Annotated in this window: 14 protein-coding genes; 9 read left to right on the top strand and 5 right to left on the bottom strand. The window is 73.0% G+C overall.

Translation table 11 applies throughout. The features are described 5' to 3' along the window. The first annotated feature begins 82 nt into the window (after positions 1 to 82). From ACZ7P3_RS01385 to ACZ7P3_RS01350, 8 genes are all read left to right on the top strand, one after another. A complete protein-coding gene (locus ACZ7P3_RS01385) occupies positions 83 to 1,087 on the top strand; it encodes an alpha/beta hydrolase (protein WP_472078303.1) in 1,005 nt (334 codons plus the stop codon). Further along, complete coding sequence (locus tag ACZ7P3_RS01380; protein WP_472078302.1) at positions 1,080 to 2,330, top strand: acyltransferase family protein; 1,251 nt, start codon at positions 1,080 to 1,082, stop codon at positions 2,328 to 2,330. Before ACZ7P3_RS01385 ends, ACZ7P3_RS01380 begins: the two co-directional genes overlap by 8 nt. Positions 2,331 to 2,340: 10 nt before the next feature. Further along, on the top strand, positions 2,341 to 3,705 hold the full coding sequence (locus ACZ7P3_RS01375) for a sensor histidine kinase (protein WP_472078301.1): 1,365 nt from the start codon (positions 2,341 to 2,343) through the stop codon (positions 3,703 to 3,705). Further along, positions 3,702 to 4,382 (top strand): response regulator, encoded by a 681-nt coding sequence (locus tag ACZ7P3_RS01370; RefSeq protein WP_472078300.1) that lies wholly within the window; start codon positions 3,702 to 3,704, stop codon positions 4,380 to 4,382. Before ACZ7P3_RS01375 ends, ACZ7P3_RS01370 begins: the two co-directional genes overlap by 4 nt. A gap of 157 nt (positions 4,383 to 4,539) precedes the next feature. Continuing rightward, a complete protein-coding gene (locus tag ACZ7P3_RS01365) occupies positions 4,540 to 5,895 on the top strand; it encodes a sensor histidine kinase (protein ID WP_472078299.1) in 1,356 nt (451 codons plus the stop codon). Next, positions 5,892 to 6,557, top strand: coding sequence for a response regulator (locus ACZ7P3_RS01360; RefSeq protein WP_472078298.1), 666 nt, complete (start codon positions 5,892 to 5,894; stop codon positions 6,555 to 6,557). Before ACZ7P3_RS01365 ends, ACZ7P3_RS01360 begins: the two co-directional genes overlap by 4 nt. 184 nt (positions 6,558 to 6,741) lie before the next feature. Continuing rightward, positions 6,742 to 7,203 carry a hypothetical protein gene (locus ACZ7P3_RS01355; RefSeq protein ID WP_472078297.1) on the top strand — a complete coding sequence of 154 codons (462 nt, stop codon included), beginning with the start codon at positions 6,742 to 6,744 and terminating at the stop codon, positions 7,201 to 7,203. Positions 7,204 to 7,268: 65 nt separating this feature from the next. After that, positions 7,269 to 8,489 carry a cytochrome P450 gene (locus ACZ7P3_RS01350; protein WP_472078296.1) on the top strand — a complete coding sequence of 407 codons (1,221 nt, stop codon included), beginning with the start codon at positions 7,269 to 7,271 and terminating at the stop codon, positions 8,487 to 8,489. 33 nt (positions 8,490 to 8,522) lie between these two features. Here ACZ7P3_RS01350 and ACZ7P3_RS01345 read toward each other — a convergent pair whose 3' ends face one another. The 3 genes from ACZ7P3_RS01345 to ACZ7P3_RS01335 form a co-directional block, all read right to left on the bottom strand. After that, positions 8,523 to 9,089 carry an RICIN domain-containing protein gene (locus tag ACZ7P3_RS01345; RefSeq protein ID WP_472078295.1) on the bottom strand — a complete coding sequence of 189 codons (567 nt, stop codon included), beginning with the start codon at positions 9,087 to 9,089 and terminating at the stop codon, positions 8,523 to 8,525. A gap of 160 nt (positions 9,090 to 9,249) precedes the next feature. Continuing rightward, a complete protein-coding gene (locus ACZ7P3_RS01340; RefSeq protein ID WP_472078294.1) occupies positions 9,250 to 10,881 on the bottom strand; it encodes an ABC transporter permease in 1,632 nt (543 codons plus the stop codon). Further along, a complete protein-coding gene (locus ACZ7P3_RS01335) occupies positions 10,878 to 11,771 on the bottom strand; it encodes an ABC transporter ATP-binding protein (RefSeq protein WP_472078293.1) in 894 nt (297 codons plus the stop codon). The genes ACZ7P3_RS01340 and ACZ7P3_RS01335 overlap by 4 nt, the downstream gene beginning before the upstream one ends. A gap of 74 nt (positions 11,772 to 11,845) precedes the next feature. Here ACZ7P3_RS01335 and ACZ7P3_RS01330 point away from each other — a divergent pair, with 74 nt between their 5' ends. After that, positions 11,846 to 12,337, top strand: coding sequence for a GbsR/MarR family transcriptional regulator (locus ACZ7P3_RS01330; protein WP_472078292.1), 492 nt, complete (start codon positions 11,846 to 11,848; stop codon positions 12,335 to 12,337). Positions 12,338 to 12,404: 67 nt separating this feature from the next. Here ACZ7P3_RS01330 and ACZ7P3_RS01325 read toward each other — a convergent pair whose 3' ends face one another. Both ACZ7P3_RS01325 and ACZ7P3_RS01320 read right to left on the bottom strand, forming a co-directional pair. Next, positions 12,405 to 13,916 carry an APC family permease gene (locus ACZ7P3_RS01325; protein WP_472078291.1) on the bottom strand — a complete coding sequence of 504 codons (1,512 nt, stop codon included), beginning with the start codon at positions 13,914 to 13,916 and terminating at the stop codon, positions 12,405 to 12,407. A gap of 428 nt (positions 13,917 to 14,344) precedes the next feature. Next, on the bottom strand, positions 14,345 to 15,190 hold the full coding sequence (locus ACZ7P3_RS01320) for a diacylglycerol kinase family protein (RefSeq protein WP_472078290.1): 846 nt from the start codon (positions 15,188 to 15,190) through the stop codon (positions 14,345 to 14,347). Positions 15,191 to 15,266 lie beyond the last annotated feature (76 nt).

The following is a 15,266-nucleotide window of genomic DNA, read 5'->3' as shown; positions in this document are numbered from 1 at the left end:
CGGGACGCCGACGACGCCCCCCGGTTTCTAACTTCCTTGACGGACAAGCCCGATGGCCGGGCGATCCGAAAGGAAGCCGACCATGGGGCGAGCACGGCCGGACACCCCGGACCCGCACCGCACGGCACGCCGGGACCCCGCTTGGCGCCGGGCGTTCCTCTCCGCTCTTCTGACCGCCGCCATAGCCGTGCCGCTCTCCGGCGCGACCCGCCCCGGGATCCCCGCCCCGCCCCCCGCCGTCCTCGGCCCCCTCACGCCGTCCACCCTGGACGCCGCGTACGAGGCGAACCGGGCCGACGCCGCCGAGGCGGCCCGGATGGCCGCCGCCCACGGCGACGGACACCGCGCCGCCGCCGACCGCGCCCTGGCCGCCCGCTCCCGCCGGCTCCTCTCCTTCGACGGCCGGGGCACCGGGCTGGCCACCGAGATCCTCGGCGATCTCACCCGCGCCGACCGCGTGGCGGTCCTCGTCCCCGGATCCGACACCTCCGTGGACACCTACGAACGCTTCCACCGGGCGGCGGCAGCCCTGTACGCCGACCTCACGCACCGCGCCCCCGCCGGCACCCGGGTCGCCGTGGCCGCCTGGCTCGGCTACCGGACCCCGGGCACGGTCAGCACCACCGTGACCACCACGACCCGGGCCGACCGGGCCGCCCCCCGCCTGCGTGCCTTCGTACGGGAGCTGCACACCCTCGCCCCCGCCCGGGCCCGCATCTCCCTGCTCTGCCACTCCTACGGCTCGGTCGTCTGCGGCCGGACCGCCCCCGGCCTGCCCGTCGACGACATCGCCCTGGTCGGCAGCCCCGGCACGGGCGCCGACAGCGTCGCCGGCCTGCACACACCCGCCCGGGTCTGGGCGGCCCGCGGCAGCGACGACTGGGTGGCCCACGTACCGCACGTCCGCGCCGACCTCCTCCTCGCCACCGTCGGATTCGGCACCGATCCGGTCTCCCGCGCCTTCGGCGCCCGGGTCTTCGACGCCGCCGGCGCCGGCCACAGCGGCTACTTCACCCCGGGCTCGGCCTCCCTCGCCAACCTGGCCCGGATCACCCTCGGCGAGACCTCGGAGGTGACCCGTGGCTGAGCCGGTCCTGAGCGCCCCACGCCGCGCGCTGCGCACGATCCGTCAGGGTGCCCACCGCGTGGACACCGCCACACCCGGATCCCGCGACCGCGCGGTCGACGCCCTGCGCGCCTTCGCGATCCTCGGTGTCGTCCTCGGCCACTGGCTGGTGACGGCGCTGGTCGCGGACGACGGCGCGCTGCACACGGCCAGCCCGTTGCAGCACCTGCCGTGGCTGGCCCCGGTCTCCTGGGCCTTCCAGACCCTGGCCGTGTTCTTCCTGGTCGGCGGGCATGTGGCGACCCGCAGCCTGGCCGCGGCCCGGGCCCGGGGCGTGCCGTACGGCGCGTGGCTGCGCGCCCGCATGGCCCGCCTGCTGCGGCCGGTCCTCGCCCTCCTCACCCTGTGGACGGTGACGGCGACGGCCCTGCTGCTGAGCGGCACCCCCTTCGAGACGCTGTACACGCTCGTCGAACTGGCCCTGTCCCCGCTGTGGTTCCTGCTGGTCCTGGCCGCGCTGACGGCGGCCACCCCCCTGGTCGCCCGTCTCAACCCGCTCTGGCCGCTGGCCGTCGTCCTGCACGTGGACGTGCTCCGCTTCGGCCTGCACACCGGACCCTCCTGGCTGGGCTGGGTGAACCTGGCGGCGGGCTGGCTGGTCCCGTACACCCTGGGCGCCGCCTGGACCCGCGGCGAGCTGCAGACCCGCCGCGCGGCCCGGGTACTGCTCCTGGGCGGTACGACGGCCACGGCCGCCCTCGTGCTGTGGGCGGGCTACCCGGCGTCGATGGTCGGTGTCCCGGGCAGCGCGGTCTCCAACCTCAACCCGCCGACCCTGGCCGCCGTGACCTTCGGCATGGCCCAGTGCGGGCTGGCCCTCCTGCTGCGCGAGCGGCTGCGGCGGGCGATGCGCCGCCCGCTCGCCTGGGCGGCCGTGGCCCTGGTCAACCTCTCCGCGATGACGATCTTCCTGTGGCACCAGACGGCCCTGATGGCCACGACGGCCACCGCCCTCCCGGCCGGCCGGCTGCCCGGCCTGCACACCCCGCCCGACTCCCTGGCCTGGGTGGCGGCCCGGCTCGGCTGGCTCCCGGTGTTCGGGCTGGTCCTGGCCGTGTGCTGGACCGCGTTCCGCTCCTGCGAACAGCGCCCCCACCACCGTTCCCCGGACGCCGACGGGCCCCGCGCACCGGGGCGTTCACGGGTGGTCCGGGTGCACCGGGCCACGGACGCGCAGGCCGTACGGGTGATCCGTCGTGGCTAAGGTGGGCCGTGTGACGGACACGGGGGAGCGGGCGTTCGGGGCGCTCGGGGGCCGGGCCAGGGGCCGGCTGCGGGTGCTGCGCGACGACCTGTGGACCGTTCGGCCGGATCCGCTGCCCCCCTCGGTGTGGCTGCGCTGGCTGCCGCACGGGGTGCTGTGCCTGGCCGCGTCCGTGGTCGCGCTCGGCGCCGTGGCACAGCTCGGCGACGGCGGACGACTCGGCCCGGGACCGGCCTACGCGCTCGGTCTCGCGTCGGGCGGCGCGATCGTCCTCGCGATGTGGCGGCCCGTCGCGGCCTGGTGGCTGTCCATGACGGCGACCGTGCTGGGAGCCGTCGCGGTCCACGCAACGCAGGGCACGGGCGCCGGGCAGGAGTTCACCTGGCCCTGGACCGCGGCCGGCATCATCGCGCACCTGCTCGTCCTGCTGCTGCTCGCGCTGCGGGTGCGCACCCGGGTGTCGGTCGAGGCGCTGGCCCTGACCGTGCTGGCCACCTACGTCCTGGAGGGCGTGTGGGGCGGGGCGCACTACCAGCCCACCGGGGTCGTCGCGGTGGTGCTCTCCACGGTCGTCGTGGTGCTCGGCATCGCCCTGCGCGGCCGCCGGGTGGCGCGCGCCCAACTCGTCGAGCAGACCACCCTCACCGCCGAGGAGCGGGCCCGGCGCACCCTGCTGGAGGAGCGCAGCCGTATCGCGCGCGAGCTGCACGACGTGGTGGCGCACCACATGTCGGTCATCTCCATCCAGGCCCAGGTGGCCCCGCACCTCGTCGAGCACCCGCCGCCGGAGCTGACCGAGAACCTCGCGGGCATCCGGCAGAACGCCCTGGAGGCGCTCAACGAGCTGCGCCGGGTGCTCGGCGTGCTGCGCTCGGAGAACCCCGAGGACCCCTACGGCCTGGGAGATCCCGCCACGGGACCGGCCCCGGACGCCCCCCAGCCCACCCTCGACCGGCTCGACGCGCTGATCGAGAACACCCGTGCGGCGGGGCTGGACGTCACCGCCGAGGTCACGGGAGGGGTGCGGCCCTGTGCTCCGGGCGTCGAGCTGTCGGCGTACCGGATCGTGCAGGAGGCGCTCAGCAACGCCCTGCGGCACGCGCCCGGGTCCCGGGTGCGCGTCGAGGTCACGCACTCCCGGGCCGGGCTGAACCTGACGGTGACCAACTCCCGTCCGCGGCAGCCCGTCCCGCCCCCGCAGGGCGCCGGACACGGGCTGCTCGGCATGCGGGAGCGCGCGGCGATGCTCGGCGGCCGTGTCACCGCGCACCCGACCCGGCACGGCGGGTTCACGGTCTCCGCCTTCCTCCCGCGGGACGGCGGCCCGCCCGCCACCGCGTCCGGCCCGCCCCCGACAGGAGAACAGACCCCATGACGAGCGGCGCCGGAACCATCCGGGTACTCATCGCCGACGACCAGCAGATGGTCCGGCAGGGCTTCACCGTGCTGCTCAACACCCAGCCCGACATCGAGGTGGTCGGGCAGGCGGTGGACGGCCGGGACGCCATCGCCAGGACCGCCGAACTGAACCCCGACGTGGTGCTGATGGACATCCGGATGCCGGATGTCGGCGGCATCGAGGCGACCGGCCGCATCACCCTCGGCCACCCGGACATCAGGGTCCTCGTCCTGACCACCTTCGACCTGGACGAGTACGTGTACGAGGCGCTGCGGGCGGGTGCCTCCGGGTTTCTCCTCAAGGACGCCTCCGCGGACCAGCTCGCCGAGGCGGTCCGGATCGTGGCCGCCGGCGACGCGCTGCTCGCCCCGGGCATCACCCGCCGGCTGATCGCCGAGTTCTCCCGTCTGGACGGCACGCCCCGGGCCCCGCTCAAGCAGCGGGTGGGCGATCTCACGGAGCGGGAGACACAGGTGCTGGCGCTGATCGCGCAGGGCCTGTCGAACGCGGAGATCGCCGGGCGGCTGGTCGTGGCCGAGCAGACGGTGAAGACGCACGTGGGCCGCATCCTGGTGAAGCTGGGCCTCAGGGACCGCACCCAGGCGGCGGTCTTCGCCTACGAGTCGGGCCTGGTGAGGCCGTCCGGACGCTGACCGCGGCCGCCCGTGGTGCCTGTCGGACGCTGACCGCGGCTGCCCGTAGTACCTGTCGGAGACTGACCGTCGGCCGCCCGTAGTACCTGAGGGGGATGTCCCAGGACCGTTCTGCAAGGTGACGACCTCGGCCCGCGGTCGGCCTACCGTTTCCCACGTGACCCAGACGACGTACACGCAGACGACACCGGCGGGCGGGACCGGGCGGCAGCGCAGCCCCGAGTACCGGCTCGCCGCGGACGCCCTGCACGGGCTGCGGCAGGACCTGTTCCACGACGCGTTCGCCTATCGCCCGCTGCCCCGGAGGGAGCCGGACGGCCGGCTCGCCCGACGCTCCCCCCGCATGCGGGAATACCTGGCCTGGACACCGCACGCGGTGGTCACCGGCCTCGGTCTGCTGGCGATGCTGATCGCGATGACGAGCACGAGCGGCGCCGGGCTGCCGTCCCTGTTGTGCGGGGCGCTGGCACTGGGGCCGGTGCTGCTGCTCCTGGCGCGTCCGGTGGGGGCGTTCTGGTTCTCGCTCGCCGCTACGACGGTCACCTCCGTCGTCGGCGGGGCGACCGGCTTCGACTGGCCGTGGGGGCCCGGCAGCTTCGTCTCCCACCTGACGGTGCTCACGGTCGTCGCGATACGCACCCGCCCGCGGACGGCGGCCTGGATGTGGGTGCTCACCGGGGTCTACGGCTTCGTCCTGGAGACGTTCTCCGGCTGGGGGTACGGCGGCTCGGACGTGAGCCAGATGCTGACCGTCTCGGCGCTGCTGCTGCTCGCCGTCACCGTCCGGCACATCCGCAGGCAGGCCCAGCGGGAGGTGACCGCCCAGCAGACGGTGACCGCCGTGGAGCGTTCGCGGCGCACGCTGCTGGAGGAGCGCACGACCATCGCCCGCGAGCTGCACGACGTGGTCGCCCACCACATGTCGGTGGTCGCCATCCAGGCGGAGGCCGCGCCCTACCGGGTGGAGAACCCGCCGCCGGAGCTGGAGAGGGCGTTCGTCACCATCCGGGAGAACGCGGTGGCGGCCCTGACCGAGCTGCGCCGGGTCCTGGGAGTGGTCCGCGCGGAGGACTACGAGGTGCCGGACGCCCCGCAGCCCACCCTCGCCGACCTGGACGGGCTGCTCGCCAATGTGCGCGGGACCGGCCTGGAGGTGGACAAGGCGGTGACCGGAGCGGTGCGCGAACTGCCGCAGGGCGTCGAGCTGTCGGCGTACCGGATCGTGCAGGAGGCGCTGAGCAACACACTGCGGCACGCCCCGGGGGCGGGTGCGCGGGTCGAGATCGGGTACGTGCTCGGCGGCCTGGGCCTGCGCATCGTCAACGGTCCGGCGCCCGCCCCGGCGCTGATCAAGCCCTCGCCGGGCGCGGGGCACGGCATCACCGGGATGCGCGAGCGCGTCTCGATGCTGAACGGGGAGATGACGGCGGGCCCGGCCGCCGACGGAGGGTACGAGGTGACGGTGTTCCTGCCGGTGCCGGCGGCCGACACCGCGATCGAGGATGAGGCATGACGATCCGCGTACTGATCGCGGACGACCAGATGATGGTGCGCGAGGGCTTCTCGGTCCTGCTCAACGCGATGCCGGACATCGAGGTCGTCGGCGAGGCCGTCAACGGCCGCCAGGCGGTCGAGCGGGTGCGGGAACTGGCGCCGGACGTGGTGCTGATGGACATCCGCATGCCGGAGCTGAACGGCATCGAGGCGACCCGGGAGATCGTCGCGGCGGACGGGGCGGCGAAGGTGCTGGTGCTGACCACGTTCGACCTGGACGAGTACGTCTACCAGGCACTGCGCGCGGGAGCCTCCGGCTTCCTCCTCAAGGACGCCTCCGCGCGCCAACTGGCCGACGGGGTGCGGGTGGTGGCCTCCGGCGAGGCGCTGCTGGCCCCCTCCGTGACCAAGCGGCTGATCACGGAGTTCTCCCGGCTCTCGGAGTCCCCGCGCATGATGCCGGCGGCCCAGGCGGCGTACGGGGAGCTGACCGAACGCGAGACGGAGGTACTGATCCTGATCGCCCAGGGCCTGTCCAACGCGGAGATCGCCGGGCGGCTGGTGGTCGCCGAGTCCACGATCAAGACCCATGTCAGCCGCATCCTGGTGAAACTGGGCCTGCGCGACCGCACCCAGGCGGCGGTCTTCGCCTACGAGGCACGACTGGTGACACCGGGCTGACGGCGTGTCCCGTCCTGCGCGGACATCCCCGTGCCGGCCAGGCCTACGTGGGCAGCCGGTTCTTCGCCATCGTCACCGACGTCATCGGTACCCCGGCCGAGCCGGCCGGCGAACAGGGCGGCATCGCCTGGCACAAGCGCTCCCCCGGCGTGAGGGCCAGGGGCGCGCGATCAAGGAAGTGAACATGGAACTGGAACTCCTGCCGCATGTCGGCGTGGCGCGCCTCCGGCTCGGCATGTCGGTCGAGGAGGCGCGCGGCGCGGTGGCGGAGTGGGGTCTTTTCCGGACCGTCTCGGCCGACGAGGAGCCGGGGCAGATCGTGCTCAGGCAGGACGACTTCGAGATGGACGTCGTGCTCGGGTTCACCAAGGGCGCGCTGAGCGGCGTGGAGTTGTACCGGTTCCGGAACGAGGGCGCCGACGTGCGGGTGCTGCTCGACGGGCTCGACGTCTTCCGCACGCCGGGCGAGGACCTCGTCGAACGGTTCGCGGAACGAGGCCACGCCGTCGAGGAGAACGACCTGGGCTTCGACGCCCTGCCGGAGCTCAAGGTGATCCTGTCGAACCAGAGCAGCTACGCATACCCGGTGGACGAAGAGGGCGACCCCCTCTACTACGACTACGTCCTGCTCGCGGACCGCATCTGAGCGGGGAGGACGCCGGGGGCGGACACCCCTGGCCAGACGCCGGGCCGGCGCGCTAGCGTCCCCGCATGGCAGGCCAGACCGACCTCGCGTTCGACCCCTGGGACCCCGCGTTCCTCGCCGACCCCTACCCGGCCTACGCCGGGCTGCGCGGCCGCGGCCGGGTGATCCGGTACGAGCCGACCGACCAGTGGCTCCTCCCGCACCACGCGGACGTCTCGGCGCTGCTGCGCGACCGCCGCCTGGGCCGCACCTACCAGCACCGGTTCACGCACGAGGACTTCGGCCGGAGCGCGCCCCCGCCGGAGCACGAGCCGTTCCACACCCTCAACGACCACGGCATGCTCGACCTGGAGCCGCCGGACCACACGCGGATCCGGCGTCTGGTGTCGAAGGCGTTCACCCCGCGCACGGTGGAGCGGCTGAAGCCGTATGTGCAGGGCCTGGCCGCCGAGCTGGTGGACAAGCTCGTCGGGGCGGGCGGTGGCGACCTGCTCGCGGACGTGGCGGAACCGCTGCCGGTGGCGGTGATCGCCGAGATGCTCGGCATCCCCGAGCCGGACCGCGCCCGGCTGCGCCCCTGGTCGGCGGACATCTGCGGGATGTACGAGCTGAATCCGTCCGGGGAGACCGCGGCGCGGGCGGTGCGGGCGTCGGTGGAGTTCTCGGACTACCTCAGGGAGCTGATCGCGGCGCGCCGCAAGGAGCCCGGGGACGACCTGGTCTCCGGCCTGATCGCGGCCCACGACGAGGGGGACCGGCTGACCGAGCAGGAGATGATCTCCACGGCCGTCCTGCTGCTGAACGCCGGGCACGAGGCGACCGTCAACGCCACGGTCAACGGCTGGTACGCCCTGTTCCGCAACCCGGACCAGCTCGCCGCCCTCCGCGCGGACCACTCGCTGGTCCCCTCGGCGATCGAGGAGCTGATGCGCTACGACACCCCGCTCCAGCTCTTCGAGCGCTGGGTGCTGGACGACATCGAGATCGACGGCACGGTGATTCCCAGGGGCGCGGAGATCGCCCTGCTCTTCGGCTCCGCCAACCACGACCCGGAGGTCTTCCAGGACCCCGGGAAGCTCGACCTCACCCGCAAGGACAACCCGCACATCTCCTTCAGCGCGGGCATCCACTACTGCATCGGCGCACCGCTGGCCCGCATCGAACTGGCGGCATCCATGACGGCCCTGCTGGAGCAGGCCCCCACCCTGACCCTGGCGGCGGAGCCCAGCAGGAAGCCGAACTTCGTGATCCGGGGGCTGGAAGGGCTGCGGGTGGCGATGCGCTGAGCCGCGCCGCGACCCCTGGAGGGTGCGTCGGCGTCATCCGGCCAGTCGCAGGACCCAGCGCCGCGACGGGTCGGTGTCGCAGGTGAACTGGACCATCTGGAGGTTGTTGTCGGGCAGGGTCCCGCCGGCGATCGTCGCGCACTTGCCGGTCTTCGCGTTGACGAGCTGGTAGGAGGAGCCGTTCCAGTTGGCCACCCGCCAGCGCCGCGAGGTGTCGCTGTCGCAGGTGAACTGGACCATCTTGAGGTTGTTGTCGGGCAGGGTGCCGCCCGCGATGGTCATGCACTTGCCGGTCCTCGCGTTGCGGATCTGGTAGGAGTCGCCGTTGAAGTTGACCAGTTTCCAGCGGCGCGAGCCGTCGGTGTCGCAGGTGAACTGGACCATTTCGATGTTGTTGTCGGTCAGGGTTCCCCCGGCGATCGTGGCGCACTTGCTGGTCTGCACGTTGCGGATCTGGAAGGCGGCTCCGGAGATGCGCGGAGCGTCGGCGGCGGTGGCGGCGAATTCGGCACGTGCCTGCGTCGGCAGCAGCATCAGGCCCCCGGCCACGAAGACCGTCGGCGCCGTCAGGAGACGGCGTGCGCGGGCGTTTTTGCGCATGAGGAGACTCCTCTCCGAAAGCGAGGGAGGTGACAGCCTCGCCGACTGGTCGTCAGGTCCGCTCTCCGGCGCCGTACGGACACTCCGCCGGGGGATCACTGATCGGGACGCGGCTGCTCTCCCACTATCGGCGCCCGTGACCCCACCCGCAACCGCAGCCTCACGACCTGACGTCCCGTCTGTGCAGCCCCGCCAGCCCCACGGCCACCAGCACCACCGCCAGCCCGGTGAGGACCAGCACCGGTGCCCACTCCATGCCCCCGCCCGGCAGCTTCGGCAGATGTCCGAACGGGGACAGGTCCAGCACGAACCGAGGGGCGTCCAGGGCCGGGCCCACCCAGCCGATGAGCAGCACCGCCACGGCGACGCCCCAGGCGGCCGGTGCCGGCCGGGGGGCCACCCCGAACAGCAGGACGGCGACTCCGCCGACCACCCACACCGCCGGGAGCTGCACCAGGCAGGCGCCCAGGACCGGGGCCACCTCCTTGCCGTGGCCGACGGCGAAGCCCAGGCCCGCCAGGAGCATGATCAGCACCGAGCCGCCGAAGGCGATCGCCAGATGGCCCGCGGCCCAGCGCGGTCGCCCCACCGCGCAGGCCAGCACCGGTTCGGCCCGGCCCGATGTCTCCTCACTGTGCAGACGCAGCACCGAGGCCACGATGTACAGGGACGCGACCAGGCCGAGCATGCCGACCGCCGAGGCGAGGAACGCGTCCGTGAGACCACTGCGGCCGCCCATCCGCTCGACGATCCGCCGCGCGTTGTCGTTGCCGCGGACCAGGCCGGCCGCGCCGTCCGTGAGCCCGCCGTAGACGGCCCCGGCGAGGAGGAAGCCCAGGGACCAGCCGAGGACGCTGCCGCGTTGCAGGCGCCAGGCCAGCGCGGCCGCCGTGCCGAGGCGGCCGGTGGCCGGTCCGGGCCGGGTGGGTAGGAAGCTCATGCCGATGTCCCGGCGTCCGGCGAGCCGGTGGGCCAGCGCGCCCTGCGCGACCACCGCCGCCGCCGGGAGCAGCAGCACCCACCACCGCTCGTCGGCGAAGGACCGCAGGTACTCCAGCCAGCCCAGCGGGGACAGCCAGGTCAGGACCGAGGAGCCTGCGCCGCCGAGGGCCGGGGAAGTGCCCGCGTCCGTCGCCGCATCGCCCGCGGCGCGCAGGACGAAGGCCGCGCCGAGCACGGCCGCCGTCAGGCCCCGGGCGAGGCGTGCGCTCTCCGTCAGCTGGGCGGCGACGGCCGCCGTCGTGGCGAAGACCATGCCGACGCCCGCGAGGCCGAGTCCGAAGGCCAGGGCGCCCGACGCTCCCTGTCCGGCCAGACCGGCGGCGACCAGGAGCGCCAGTGCGGCGTCGGCGACGGCCGCCGCCAGCAGCGCCGCCGCGAGGGGGGCCCGGCGGCCCACCGTCCCCGACACCACCAGCTCCTGCCGGCCGCTCTCCTCCTCGTCCCGGGTGTGCCGTACGACGATCAGCAGGCTCATCGCGGCGGCGAGCGCGCCTGCGTAGACCCCTGCGCGCCAGGCGGTCAGCGCGCCGACCGAGGTGTCGAAGACCGGCCCGATCAGCGCCCGGAGCGAGGCGTTGGCCGTCAACTGGCGGGACAGGTCGGCGCGTTCGGCCGACGTGCCGTACAGGTGCTTCAGGGTGTCCGGCATGGAGAGGACCATGAGCGCGTTCACCGCGACGAAGACCGGGATCAGCACCCGGTCGCGGCGCAGCGCGAAGCGCAACAGGGTGGTGGTGCCGGCCAGTTGCCGGGAGCCGCCGCGGGACGCCGGTACCGCGAGAGCCGTCATCGTGACACCTCGTCCCGGTAGTGGCGCAGGAACAGCTCTTCCAGGGTCGGCGGTCTCGACGTCAGCGAGCGCACGCCCGCCTCGCCCAGCTGCCGCAGCACGCCGTCGAGCCGGTCGGTGTCGACCTGGAGGCGGACGCGGCGGCCCTGTACGTCGAGGTCGTGGACGCCGGGGAGCCGGGCCAGCCCGTCGGGCGGTCCCGCGAGTTCGGCGGTGACGCTGGTGCGGGTGAGGTGGCGCAGGTCGGCCGGCGAGCCGCTCTCGACCGTGCGGCCGGCGCGGATGATGCTCACCCGGTCGCAGAGTTCCTCGACCTCGCTCAGGAGGTGCGAGGAGAGCAGGACCGCGCGGCCGCGGTCGCGCTCCTCCTCGACGCAGCGCCGGAAGACCTCCTCCATCAGCGGATCCAGGCCCGAGGTCGGCTCGTCCAGGATCAGCAGGTCCACGTCCGAGGCGAAGGCGGCGACCAGGGCGACCTTCTGCCGGTTGCCCTTGGAGTAGGTGCGGCCCTTCTTGGTGGGGTCGAGCTCGAAGCGTTCGGTCAGCTCCGCCCGGCGACGGGTGTCGAGGCCTCCGCGCAGCCGGCCGTAGAGGTCGATGACCTCGCCGCCGGAGAGGTTGCGCCACAGGGTCACGTCGCCGGGGACGTAGGCGATCCTGCGGTGCACCTCCACGGCGTCCGTCCACGGGTCGCGGCCCAGCACCTGCGCGGCGCCGGCGTCGGCGCGCAGCAGGCCGAGCAGGACGCGCAGGGCGGTCGACTTGCCGGCGCCGTTGGGTCCGAGGAAGCCGTGCACCTCACCGGCCTCGACGTCCAGGTCGAGGCCGTCCAGCGCACGCGTACGGCCGAAGGACTTGTGGAGTCCGCAGACCGTGATGGCCTTGGTCATGGCTCCGAACGTACGCTGCATTCAGAAATTTGTGAAGTTAAGGAAGCGAATGAACACCGGATAGGGTGAGGGGTATGACGGAGTCGAGTACCGAGCGGGATCCGGAGTCGGTCTCGCGGTTCGTGGAGCACTTCGCGGCCCAGCTCGTCGAGGCGGGGATGCCGCGCATGCCGTCCCGCGTCTTCGCCGCCCTGCTCGCCTCCGACACCGGCGCCCTGACCTCGGCCGAGCTGGGCGGACAGCTGCAGATCAGCCCTGCGGCCGTCTCCGGTGCCGTGCGCTACCTCGCGCAGGTCCACATGGTGTCGAGGGAGCGCGAGCCCGGCTCCCGCCGGGAGCGGTACCGGGTGCACAGCGACCAGTGGTACGAGGCGCTCACCAGCCGCGAGGCGATCATCAAGCGCTGGGAGGACGCCCTCAGGGAGGGGGTGGCCGGCCTGGGCGCCGACACACCGGCCGGGCGCAGGCTGACCGAGACCCTGGCCTTCTTCGAGTTCATCGAGCAGGACGTGGCCGAGATGATGGCACGCTGGCAGACGTACCGGGAGGAGAGGTTCGGACGCTGACCGCGGTCAGCGCTCCTTCGTCTCCTCCGGGACCGTCCGGGAGGTGAGGTTCGGACGCTGACCGCGGTCAGCGCTCCTTCGTCTCCTCCAGGACCGTCCGGCCCAGCAGCGCGTACCGCTCGGGCGAGCGTCGCTTGAGGTACTGCGCGTAGCCGATGCCGGTCCCCGCGACCAGCGCCACCAGCCACGGCGTCGCCTTCAGCACCAGCGAGCCGGACTCGGGCCCGGCCGCCGCGCCCATGTTGGACACCAGCAGCACGACGACGGCGAGCATCGCGATGCCCCCGACCAGCGGCGCGGTGAAGGTGCGGAACCAGTGGCGGCTCGCGGGCTGGTGGGTGCGGAAGTACACCAGCACCGCGAACGAGCACACGGCCTGGACGACCAGGATCGCCATGGTGCCGAGGATGGCCAGCAGCACGTACGTCCCGGTGTACGGGTCCTTGCCGGCCGCCCAGAAGGCGCCGATCAGCACCGCGCTGACGATCGTCTGCACCAGCCCCGCGATGTGCGGGGAGCCGTGCCGGGCGTGGGTGCGGCCGACGGTCCTCTTCAGCGAGGGCAGGACGCCTTCCCGGCCGAGGGCGTACAGATAGCGGGCGGCGCAGTTGTGGAACGCCATGCCGCAGGCCAGCGAGCCGGTGATCATCAGCCACTGCATGACGTCGACCGCCCAGTGGCCGACGTAGCGCTCGGTGGGGTCGAAGAACATCGCGAGCGGGTTCGCGGAGGAGGCGGCCTTCACGGCCTCCGCCTCGCCGTTGCCGGTGATGGCCATCCAGGAGACGAAGACGTAGAAGACGCCGACGCCCAGCACGCTGATCATCGTCGCCTTGGGAATGATCTTCTTCGGGTCGCGCGACTCCTCGCCGTACATCGCCGTCGACTCGAAGCCGACCCACGACCAGAAGGCGAAGAAGAGCCCGAGCCCGGCGGACGTCCCCTTGAAGGCGTTGACGGGGTTGACCGGCGCGAAGGTGAACCCGTGCGGCCCGCCGCCGTGCAGGGCGACCGAGACGGCCATCGCGGCCAGCACCGTCACCTCCGTGGCCAGCAGCGCCACCAGCAGTTTCTCGGCGACGCTCACCCCGAACCAGGTGCCGGTCGCGTTGATCGCCAGCATCAGGATCGCGAACGCCCACCACGGCACGTGGATGCCCGTCTGGTCCTTGAGGGTGTTCGTGGCGAAGGTGGAGAAGATCCCGATCAGCGCCGGTTCGAAGACGACGTACGCGAAGGTCGCCAGCAGCCCGGAGGCCAGTCCTGCGGTGCGGCCCAGGCCGTAGGAGATGAAGCCGTAGAAGGCGCCCGTGGAGGTGATGTGCTTTGCCATCGATGTGAAGCCCACGGAAAAGATTGCCAGGACGACCATTGCGACGAGATAGCTCGCGGGTGCCCCGATGCCATTGCCGGAGGACACCATGAAGGGCACGTTGCCGGTCATCGCGGTGATCGGCGCGGCCGTGGCGACGGCCATGAACACCACGCCGAGCAGCCCGATGGCATTGGGTTTCAGTCGATGGACCGTGCCGTCGCCATCCGTCTCTGCCGCCGGGGCGACGCCCTCGTCCACTGCCATCGGGTGGCCCCTTCCCTGTTCCGTCAGAAGATCCTGATGGAGCAGGATGGTGGATCGAGCAGGGGGTCGGGAAGGGGTCAGGGCGGTTAAATATTTGTCACCAGACCATTAGGGTGCCGATTTTCGCCATCTCCGCCACTGTGCGTGTCCCTTTGGGTACCCTGTGTGCCGAGGGCTGATCGAGGGTCGGCCGGCCAGGACCATCGAGGACCGACCGGGGCGATCCAGGACCGGCCGGATGAAAACAGCCGACGACCGACGGTCCAGGGCGATCCAGGACCGGCCGGCCGAAACAGTCGACGACCGACGGCCCAGGGTGATCCAGGACCGGCCGGCCGAAACAGCCGACGACCGACGGCCCAGGGTGATCCAGGACCGGTCGGCCGAAAACAGCCGACGACCGGCGACCCAGGGCGGTCGAGGACCGGCTAGGACGACGGCGGCAGCGTGAGCCCCCAGGCCCCCTCCACCACCCGCCAGGTCCGCCGCCGCACGGGCCCTGACACGGCCGAGTCCGCCCGGTAGCGGAAGTCCGCCCCGGTGACTGTCACCATCCGCCCCGACGCCCGCAGCGGCGTCGCCTCGGCGCCCACCGACAGGGGCCGGACCTCCACCGAGGCCGCACCGGCCGTACCCGGGGCCACGGTGACCGCCTCGACCGGCTGGTCCAGGTCCACGACCGTCTCGCCGTCCACCTCCACCCGGAGCCGGGTGGGGCCCGGGGCGGGCACGGTGGCCAGGCGGGCCGGGCGGGGGGCCAGGGTGCGGACCAGGGAGCGGTACGTGGTGCGCAGCCAGTCCCCGCCCGTGGCGGCGCTCACCTGCTCGGCGGCAGCCGCCCGCGCCGGCGGAATGCCCAGCGCACCCAGCACCACGCCGTCGCTGTCGTCGACCAGCAGGTCCAGGCGGCGCTCGGCCCCCTCCAGCACGGCCCGTGCCGCCGCCACCGCCCCGCCCGGCACACCCAGGGACTCCGCGAGGGCCGTCGAACCCACCGGCACCACCGACAGCGCACATCCGGCCAGCTCCCGCTGCCGGTGCAGCAGGGCCACCGCGCGGACCAGCGCCCGGTCGTCGCCGACCACGACCGGGCGCCGGGACCCTCGCCGGCCGAGCGCCCGGGCGAATTCCTCGGGCCCCTCCGGCAGACAGACCTTGGTGGTCGCACCCGCGCTGAGCACGTCTTTCGCGATCCGTACGGACTCCCCGTCGGTCTGCCGTGCCGCCGGATCGATGATCACCAGCAGCTGATCGGACGTCGCGAAGGTTGCCACCTCGGTCCTGCCTCGCTTCCTCGGGTAGCATCTTTGTGCAAGAGCCCCTTGCGCTATTGCGCCAGGGGCTTCGTCT

This window comes from Streptomyces sp. NPDC107581 (assembly GCF_055657175.1).
Note: the sequence above shows the minus strand (reverse complement) of the source record. Positions and strands in the feature narration are given on the sequence as shown.

Bases quoted from the DNA above. Each gene is read 5' to 3' on its own strand.
- ACZ7P3_RS01360 (WP_472078298.1), top strand. From the start codon at position 5,892: ATGACGATCCGCGTACTGATCGCGGACGACCAGATGATGGTGCGCGAG.
- ACZ7P3_RS01355 (WP_472078297.1), top strand. From the start codon at position 6,742: ATGGAACTGGAACTCCTGCCGCATGTCGGCGTGGCGCGCCTCCGGCTC.
- ACZ7P3_RS01330 (WP_472078292.1), top strand. From the start codon at position 11,846: ATGACGGAGTCGAGTACCGAGCGGGATCCGGAGTCGGTCTCGCGGTTC.
- ACZ7P3_RS01350 (WP_472078296.1), top strand. From the start codon at position 7,269: ATGGCAGGCCAGACCGACCTCGCGTTCGACCCCTGGGACCCCGCGTTC.
- ACZ7P3_RS01385 (WP_472078303.1), top strand. From the start codon at position 83: ATGGGGCGAGCACGGCCGGACACCCCGGACCCGCACCGCACGGCACGC.
- ACZ7P3_RS01340 (WP_472078294.1), bottom strand. From the start codon at position 10,881: ATGACGGCTCTCGCGGTACCGGCGTCCCGCGGCGGCTCCCGGCAACTG.
- ACZ7P3_RS01335 (WP_472078293.1), bottom strand. From the start codon at position 11,771: ATGACCAAGGCCATCACGGTCTGCGGACTCCACAAGTCCTTCGGCCGT.
- ACZ7P3_RS01370 (WP_472078300.1), top strand. From the start codon at position 3,702: ATGACGAGCGGCGCCGGAACCATCCGGGTACTCATCGCCGACGACCAG.
- ACZ7P3_RS01325 (WP_472078291.1), bottom strand. From the start codon at position 13,916: ATGGCAGTGGACGAGGGCGTCGCCCCGGCGGCAGAGACGGATGGCGAC.
- ACZ7P3_RS01345 (WP_472078295.1), bottom strand. From the start codon at position 9,089: ATGCGCAAAAACGCCCGCGCACGCCGTCTCCTGACGGCGCCGACGGTC.